The 8,419-nt window shown below is 66.2% G+C and carries 9 protein-coding genes; 8 read left to right on the top strand and 1 reads right to left on the bottom strand.

Annotated elements, in window-relative coordinates; genetic code table 11:
• From ENN83_RS02625 to ENN83_RS02660, 8 genes are all read left to right on the top strand, one after another.
• The coding region (locus ENN83_RS02625; RefSeq protein ID WP_287183746.1) for an NAD(P)-dependent oxidoreductase at window positions 1–853 on the top strand (853 nt) is incomplete at its 5' end.
• 79 nt (window positions 854–932) lie between these two features.
• Window positions 933–1,676, top strand: coding sequence for a metallophosphoesterase (locus tag ENN83_RS02630; RefSeq protein ID WP_287183767.1), 744 nt, complete (start codon window positions 933–935; stop codon window positions 1,674–1,676).
• Window positions 1,673–2,179, top strand: a complete 507-nt coding sequence (locus tag ENN83_RS02635) for a DUF1643 domain-containing protein (RefSeq protein WP_287183748.1) — start codon at window positions 1,673–1,675, stop codon at window positions 2,177–2,179. The genes ENN83_RS02630 and ENN83_RS02635 overlap by 4 nt, the downstream gene beginning before the upstream one ends.
• A 404-nt stretch (window positions 2,180–2,583) precedes the next feature.
• Window positions 2,584–3,141 carry a hypothetical protein gene (locus tag ENN83_RS02640; protein WP_287183750.1) on the top strand — a complete coding sequence of 186 codons (558 nt, stop codon included), beginning with the start codon at window positions 2,584–2,586 and terminating at the stop codon, window positions 3,139–3,141.
• A gap of 73 nt (window positions 3,142–3,214) precedes the next feature.
• Entirely contained in the window at window positions 3,215–3,514 is a 300-nt protein-coding gene (locus ENN83_RS02645) for a DUF5665 domain-containing protein (protein WP_287183752.1), read from the top strand.
• A gap of 135 nt (window positions 3,515–3,649) precedes the next feature.
• Entirely contained in the window at window positions 3,650–3,919 is a 270-nt protein-coding gene (rpsO, locus tag ENN83_RS02650; protein WP_132693510.1) for a 30S ribosomal protein S15, read from the top strand.
• Window positions 3,920–4,205: 286 nt separating this feature from the next.
• Window positions 4,206–6,344, top strand: a complete 2,139-nt coding sequence (pnp, locus tag ENN83_RS02655) for a polyribonucleotide nucleotidyltransferase (RefSeq protein ID WP_287183759.1) — start codon at window positions 4,206–4,208, stop codon at window positions 6,342–6,344.
• A gap of 138 nt (window positions 6,345–6,482) precedes the next feature.
• Window positions 6,483–7,919, top strand: a complete 1,437-nt coding sequence (locus ENN83_RS02660) for an aldehyde dehydrogenase family protein (RefSeq protein WP_287183762.1) — start codon at window positions 6,483–6,485, stop codon at window positions 7,917–7,919.
• Window positions 7,920–8,109: 190 nt separating this feature from the next.
• On the opposite strand, the gene ENN83_RS02665 is transcribed toward ENN83_RS02660, so the two are convergent.
• Window positions 8,110–8,419 (bottom strand): pseudouridine synthase (locus ENN83_RS02665; protein ID WP_287183765.1); only part of this gene is annotated, 310 nt, incomplete at its 5' end.

The raw sequence follows: 8,419 nt of genomic DNA on the forward strand, positions 1-8,419 counted from the left end.
ATCGGGCCATGTCGCGGGCGCCGCCTTCGACGTCTTCGCCGAGGAACCGGCGAAGGAGAACGTGCTGTTCAACCTGCCCAATGTCGTCTGCACGCCGCATTTGGGCGCCTCGACGACCGAGGCGCAGGAAAACGTGGCGCTTCAGGTGGCTGAGCAGATGGCCGACTACCTGCTGACGGGTGCCGTGACCAATGCGATCAACATGCCGTCCATCACTGCCGAGGAAGCCAAGGTGATGGGGCCGTGGATCGCGCTGGCGGGTCATCTGGGCAGCTTTGCCGGGCAGATGACCGACGAGCCGATCAAGGCGATCAACATCCTGCACGACGGTGTTGCCGCCGGGATGAACATCGAGGCCCTGAACTGCGCCGCCATCGCCGGTGTGCTGAAGGAGGCAAATCCTGCGATCAACATGGTCTCGGCCCCCATCGTCGCCAAGGAACGCGGCATCGCGATGTCCACCACGACGCAGGGCAAGTCGGGCGCCTTTGATGGTTACATCAAGCTGACCGTGGTGACCGAGACGCGCGAACGCTCGATCGCGGGCACCGTGTTCTCGGACGGCAAGCCGCGCTTCATCCAGATCAAGGGCATCAACATCGACGCCGAGATCGGCGAGCACATGCTTTACACCACCAACAAGGACGTGCCCGGCATCATCGGCGCGCTGGGGGCCACGATGGGCGCCCATGGCGTGAACATCGCGAACTTTACCCTGGGCCGCACCGGGCCGGGCGAGAACGCCATCGCGATCCTTTACCTCGATGATCCGATCCCGCAGGTGGTGATCGACGAGTTGAAGGCCACGGGCCTGTTCCAGCAGGTCCGCCCGCTGGAATTCGAGGTCGGCTGAAAGCGGCCGGTTTGACAAAGGGGGCCCGTCGCGGGATATGCGACGGGCTCCTTTTCCCTTTCCGGAAGGCCTCGACATGCTGCGCAGCTATGCCATCGGCGATATTCACGGCCAGCTTGTCCGGCTTGAGGCGGCCCATGCGCTGATCGCGGCCGACCGGGCGCGGGTGGGCGACAACGCGGCGCCGTTGGTGCATCTGGGCGATTATGTCGACCGTGGCCCAAATTGCCGCGGCGTGCTGGAGCATCTGGTGCAGGGGCTTGCGGCGGGCGAGCCGTGGATCCTGTTGCGGGGCAATCACGACCGCTTCATGCAGTATTTCCTGCGCCCCGGCTGTCCGCCCGAACCGGCGCGGCCCGATCTGGACTGGCTCTTGCCCAGCGTCGGCGGGCGCGAGACGCTGACCTCCTACGGGGTCGAGACGGGGATGCATCCCGACCGCGCCGCGCTGCATGCAGCGGCGGTGCGCGCGGTGCCCGACAGTCACAAGGCGTTGCTGGACTCGCTCTTGCCCTTCCATCGGCGGGGCGAGGTGTTCTTCTGCCATGCGGGCATCCGTCCCGGCGTGCCGCTTGAGGATCAGGTCGAGGACGATCTGATCTGGATCCGGGGCGAGTTCCTGGACGACCCGCGCGACCATGGCGTGCTGGTCGTGCATGGCCATACCCCCGTCGACCGCGTCACGCATTTCGGCAACCGCGTCGATCTGGATACCGGCGCGGGCTATGGCGGGCCGGTCTCGGCAGTGGTGATCGAGGGGCGCGAGGTCTTCCTGCTGACCCCCGAAGGCCGCGTGCCGGTCACGCCACGGGCCGGCCGGTGATAACCCGCACCCACCAGAAGGGCGATGCCGCGTCCGAAGCGGTCTATTCCCCCTGCGAGACCTATCGCTACCTGCTGACCCGCATCTGGGATCCGGCCGGGCCGAGGGCGCTGTTCGTGATGTTGAACCCCTCGACCGCGACCGAGCTGCAAAACGACCCGACCGTGGAACGCTGCGAGCGGCGCGCCCGCGCGCTGGGCTTCGGCGCGTTCCGGGTGACCAACATCTTTGCGTTCCGGGCCACCGACCCCAGGGTGATGCGCGCCGCCGCCGACCCCATCGGCCCGGCAAACGATGCCGCGATCCGCGACAGCGCGTCCTGGGCCGACCGGATCGTTTGCGCCTGGGGCAGCCATGGCGCGCATCTGGACCGCGGCCGGGCGGTCGAGTCGCTGCTGCGCGCGACCGGGCAGCCGCTGTTCCATCTGGGGCTGACAAGGGACGGCCAGCCGAAACACCCGCTTTACATCGGGTATGCGCAGCAACCGGAGTTGTGGACGTGACGGCGGCCCGGTCCTGGGCTGCGCCCGGGCGGGCGCGCCTGGGCGGGCGATGTGCGCGACGCCGCATGCCGGTCGGGGCATCTCGCGATGGAAGAGAACCCCGGCGCGGTTCTGGACAGCTTCCTGCCCGTCTTCGAGGGGCGGGGCCGAGACGGGAGAGCCCAAGCAGCCGCATTAACCATGACATGCGAAAGTTGAACGCCTGAAAAAACCTGCCGTTTCCGTGCTTTGCGCCTTCTGTCGGACGCAGCGATGCGCGGCGATGGCCGCATGGGGCAGGAAATGCCGCGGATCCGTTTACCAGTTAACCGCGCCGCCTCGCTGCCGCCGCATTGCCAGGAGTATGGTCGAAGCGGGTAGCGTCCATGATGGGCGGCGAGTAGGAAATTGCACAGGATCGGACGATGATTACTTTTGCAACTCTGCTGGGCCTGATGATGATCAGTTCCACCGTCGATTTCGGCGGCGTCCTCGACTCGGAGGACGATGCGCCCGATGACGAAGCCGGTGAGCCTGACAGCGAGACGCCGGCCTTCGGCTTCGGGTTCGAGGATCTGCTGCGTCACGCGGTCTCGACGGATGAATTCGCGGAATCCGAGGCCGATCTTGCACATTATCTGGCGGATGAGGCCGCCTGCGACGCAGTGGCCGAAGGCGCGCATGACACCGCCGAATCCGTCGGGTCGAGCCTTGACGACTGGCTGGCCATGACCAGCGGCGCGCCCACGCTGATCGACACCTATGACGAGGCGGAGGACGCGCTGTTCGTCGTCTACGACGCCGAGGCGCATCCCGATCCGGTGCTGTCGGTCGGCCCCTCGGATACCGGGGCGGAAGACGCGACGATCCTGCTGGACGGGATGCCGCTTGCCGTGGTCAGCGGCGGGGCCGGTCTGGACCTGTCGATGGTCAGCCTTGTGCCGGCGGCGCAATTCCCTGCCGCGCTGGCCGCCGGAGCCTGACGGCGCGGGGCTTGGCGCTGGCCGCCGCCTTGGCTAGGCTGATCCCACCCGCCAAAGCCGCCAGCGAGCCCCGATGCCTGACCCGACCCCAGCGCCCCGCACGGATACCGACCTTGCCAGTGAGGTGGCCGCCCTGCGGCGCGAGGTGCAGGCCCTTAACGGCCAACGCTTCTTCGTGATCCACGGCTCGGTGCGCCGGATCCTGGCGGTGCAGTTCCTGCGCGGGCTTGCGATGGGCTTTGGCACAGTTGTCGGTGCGACCGCGCTGGTCTCGATCATCGCCTATTCGCTCAGCCAGATCGACTTCATCCCGGTCATCGGCGAATGGGCGGGCCAGGTCGCCCGGGAGATCCAGGAAAGCGCCGCCCCCTGACACCCGGCCCTTTACAAGGCTAGGGGGAATCCCCTATACGCCCCCATCCGTTCCGCCCGCCGGACGGATTTCTCCAAGGGCCCTGCTGGACGACATCCCGGCTTGTGCCGTCAATCCCTTGCATAGGAGGCCCCGATGTCGATCACCGCCGAAGAAAAGACCCGTCTGGTCAAGGAATTCGCCACCAAGGAAGGCGATACCGGTTCGCCCGAAGTGCAGGTCGCGATCCTGACCAGCCGCATTGCCACGCTCACCGAGCATTTCAAGACCCACAAGAAGGACAACCACTCGCGTCGTGGCCTTCTGATGATGGTCGCCCAGCGCCGCAAGCTGCTGGACTATGTCAAGGGCAAGGACGAGGCCCGTTATCAGAACCTGATCCAGCGCCTCGGCATCCGTCGCTGATCCGGCCCGGTCCGCGTCGACCGAAACGCCCGCCCCATCGGCGGGCGTTTTTCGTTCGGACGGCGCGATTGCGGCAGGCCCATGCCACGGGCGGGACCGGGCGAGCGAATCGTTAAGCTTTGAAAGCTTTCCAACAGGGTCAAAAACCTGTATGGCCCGCGCTATCTGAGACGTTGCGCCCGGACCCCGGCGCTCGGGATGGTGGAAGGGGTCGGCGGCAATGGGGCCGCCATTTCAACGGGAGACCCGGGATACGCCCGGGAGCGCTCCCACGCAGGATACGATGATGTTCAACGTAACGACGAAAAGCATGCAGTGGGGGCAAGAGACCCTCACCCTCGAAACGGGCAAGGTTGCCCGTCAGGCCGACGGCTCGGTCATCGCCACTCTGGGCGAGACGAGCGTCATGGCCAACGTGACCTTCGCCAAGGTGGCGAAGCCGGGTCAGGATTTCTTTCCGCTGACCGTCCATTACCAGGAAAAATACTACGCGGCGGGCAAGGTGCCCGGCGGCTTCTTCAAGCGCGAGGCGCGGCCCTCGGAAAAGGAAACGCTGACCGCGCGGCTGATCGACCGGCCGATCCGGCCGCTGTTCGCGCCGGGCTTCAAGAACGAAGTGCTGGTGATGTGCACGGTGCTGTCTCACGATCTGGTCAACGATCCCGACATCGTGGCGATGATCGCGACCTCGGCCGCGCTGACGATTTCGGGTGTACCCTTCATGGGGCCGATCGCGGGCTGCCGCGTGGGTTTCGTGGATGGCGAATACATCCTGAACCCCGAAGTCAAGGACATGCAGGATCTGCGCAACAATCCCGACCAGCGGCTGGACCTCGTGGTGGCCGGCACCCGCGACGCGGTGATGATGGTCGAATCCGAAGCCTACGAACTGAGCGAGGCCGAGATGCTGGGCGCGGTGACCTTCGCGCATGAGCAGATCAAGCCGGTGATCGACCTGATCGTGAGCCTTGCCGAGGAGGCCGCGAAGGAGCCCTTCGACTTCCAGCCGCCGGATTACTCGGCGCTTTACGAGATCGTGAAGGGTCTGGGCGAAGACAAGATGCGTGCCGCCTATGCGATCACCGACAAGCAGGAGCGCGTCACCGCCCTTGCCGCCGCCAAGGCGGATATCAAGGCTGGCCTTAGCGAAGAGCAGCTTGAGGATCCCAATCTCGACGCGGCGATCAAGAAGCTGGAATCGGCGGTGCTGCGCGGCGACGTGGTGAAACACGGCCGCCGGATCGACGGCCGCGCGCTGGACAAGGTGCGCCCGATCGAATGCGAGGTGGGCCTTCTGCCCCGGACCCATGGCTCGGCGCTGTTCACCCGCGGCGAGACGCAAGCCCTGGTCGTGACCACGCTGGGCACGGGCGACGATGAACAGATCATCGACGCGCTGCACGGCAATTCGCGCTCGAACTTCCTGCTGCACTACAACTTCCCGCCCTATTCGGTGGGCGAGGCCGGGCGCGTCGGCCCCCCCGGACGGCGTGAGATCGGCCATGGCAAACTGGCCTGGCGCGCGCTGCAGGCGGTGCTGCCGGCGCCGACCGACTTCCCCTACACGATCCGCGTTGTCTCCGAGATCACGGAATCGAACGGTTCGTCCTCGATGGCGTCTGTCTGCGGCGGATCGCTGTCGATGATGGATGCGGGCGTTCCGCTCAAGGCGCCGGTGGCGGGCGTCGCGATGGGACTGGTGCTGGAGGAGGACGGAACCTTCGCAATCCTGACCGACATCCTGGGCGACGAGGATCACCTCGGCGACATGGACTTCAAGGTGGCCGGCACCGAGAAGGGCATCACCTCGCTGCAGATGGACATCAAGGTTGCGGGCATCACGCCCGAGATCATGGAAAAGGCGCTGGCCCAGGCGAAAGAGGGCCGGTTGCACATCCTGGGCGAGATGTCCAAGGCGCTGACCTCGGCCGGCGAATTCTCGGTGCATGCGCCGCGGATCGAGACCATGCAGATCCCGACCGACAAGATCCGCGAAGTGATCGGCTCGGGCGGCAAGGTGATCCGCGAGATCGTCGAGGTTTCGGGCGCCAAGGTCGACATCAACGACGACGGCACCATCAAGATCGCCTCGCCCAACGGGGATGCGATCAAGAAGGCCTATGACATGATCTGGTCGATCGTGGCCGACCCGGAAGAGGGCAAGATCTACAAGGGCAAGGTCGTCAAGCTGGTCGATTTCGGCGCCTTCGTGAACTTCTTCGGCAAGCGCGACGGGCTGGTGCATGTCAGCCAGATCTGCGGCAAGCGGCTGAACCATCCGTCGGACGAGCTGAAGGAAGGCCAGGAGGTCTGGGTCAAGCTGCTGGGCTTTGACGATCGCGGCAAGGTGCGCCTGTCGATGAAGGTGGTCGACCAGGAGACCGGCGAGGAACTCAAGCGCGAGAAGGAAGAAGTCGAGGAGTGATCGACCCTTTCCGCTGTCGAAACGGAAGGCCCCGGATGTCCGGGGCCTTTTTCGTAAGGCCATGGACAAAAGGGAAATGCCCTTGCCTTCCGGCGGATGGCCGGAGAAGGTCCGGAAGGAGGCGCCGGAGGGGAAGACATGATCGAACGCAGGAATTTCTACATCGACGGGGCCTGGGTGGCGCCGCGGGCGGGCCAGCCATGCGAGGTGATCGACCCCTCGACCGAGGAACCCTTTGCGGTGATCTCGCTGGGCGGGCAGGCCGATACCGACGCCGCCGTGGCCGCCGCCCGCGCCGCGCAGCCGGGCTGGGCCGCAACGTCCAAGGCCGAGCGTTCCGATCTGCTGGCGCGCATCCTCGGGCTCTACAAGGCACGCGCCGAGGATCTGGCGCAGGCGATGAGCCGCGAGATGGGCGCCCCCATCGACTTTGCCCGCACCAGCCAGGTCGGGGCGGGGGCCTGGCATATCAAGGGCTTCATCCACGCGCTGGACATGTTCGAGTTCGACCGCCCGCTGGGATCGCATGCGCCCGGCGACCGCATCCTGATGGATCCGATGGGCGTCATCGGCATGATCACGCCGTGGAACTGGCCGATGAACCAGATCACGCTCAAGGTGATACCGGCACTGGCGACGGGCTGCACGATGGTTCTGAAACCGTCGGAAATCGCGCCGCTCTCGGCGATGATCTTTGCCGAGATCCTGCATGAGGCGGGCGTGCCGCCGGGTGTCTTCAACCTGGTGAATGGCGACGGGGCGGGCGTGGGCACGCAACTGTCGGGCCATCCCGATATCGACATGATCTCGTTCACCGGCTCGACCCGGGCGGGCATCGCGATCTCGAAGAACGCCGCCGACACGCTGAAGCGGGTGCATCTGGAACTGGGCGGCAAGGGCGCGAACCTGATCTTTGCCGATGCCGACGAACAGGCGGTCCAGCGCGGCGTGCTGCATTGCTTCCAGAATAGCGGGCAATCCTGCAACGCGCCGACGCGGATGCTGGTCGAGCGGGCGGTCTATGACGCGGCCGTGGAAACCGCCCGCGCCGTCGCCGAAACGATGGAGGTCGGCCCGGCCGACCGCGAGGGCCGACATATCGGCCCGCTGGTCAGCGCAACGCAGTTCGACAAGGTTCAGGCACTGATCCAGACCGGCATCGACGAGGGCGCGCGGCTGGTCGCGGGCGGGCTCGGCCGGCCCGACGGGTTCAACCGGGGCTATTTCGTGCGGCCCACGGTCTTTGCCGATGTCACGAACGACATGACCATCGCGCGCGAGGAGATCTTCGGCCCCGTGCTGTCGATCATCCCCTTCGACAGCGAGGAGGAGGCGGTCACGATCGCCAATGACACCGAATACGGGCTGACCAACTATGTGCAGTCGCAGGACGGCGCGCGCTGCAATCGGCTGGCCCGGCGCCTGCGCGCGGGCATGGTCGAGATGAACGGCGCCTCGCGCGGCGTGGGCAGTCCGTTCGGCGGCGTGAAACGGTCGGGCAACGGACGCGAGGGCGGCATCTGGGGGCTGGAGGAATTCTGTGAGGTCAAGGCCGTCAGTGGCTGGCACGAGTAAGCGGCTTGCCATACCCACGGGCATGGCGGCTGCGACTGCTGCTGAATCGAGCGCCTGCGGCGCACGCCTTTTTTGTTGGCGCCCTTGCGGGCGCGGTTCGGGTATTTGGACCAAGAAGAAGCCCATGGGTTTTCTTTCTGGCAGAAATACCCGCCCGCCGCAGGCGCACCGGCCGGCAGCGCCGGCCCGGTCAGAACGGGCAGTTGGCGCGGAACGCCATGCCCTGTCCGCCCTCGGGATGGCGCAGGCGCAGTTCCTCGGCATGCAGCATCATCCTTGGCGCCTCGCCCGCCGGACCGTCGGCATAGAAGGGATCGCCGAGGATCGGGTGGCCGATCTCGCGCATGTGGACGCGAAGCTGGTGGCTGCGCCCGGTTCTGGGGAACAGGCGCACGCGGGTCGTTCCGCCCTCGTGGCGCAGCACGCGCCAGTCGGTGATCGCCTGCTTGCCATTCGCGTGGTCGACCATCTGCAGCGGGCGGTTCGGCCAGTCGACGATC

This window comes from Rhodovulum sp., assembly GCF_011048875.1.
Lineage (GTDB): Bacteria > Pseudomonadota > Alphaproteobacteria > Rhodobacterales > Rhodobacteraceae > Rhodovulum > Rhodovulum tesquicola.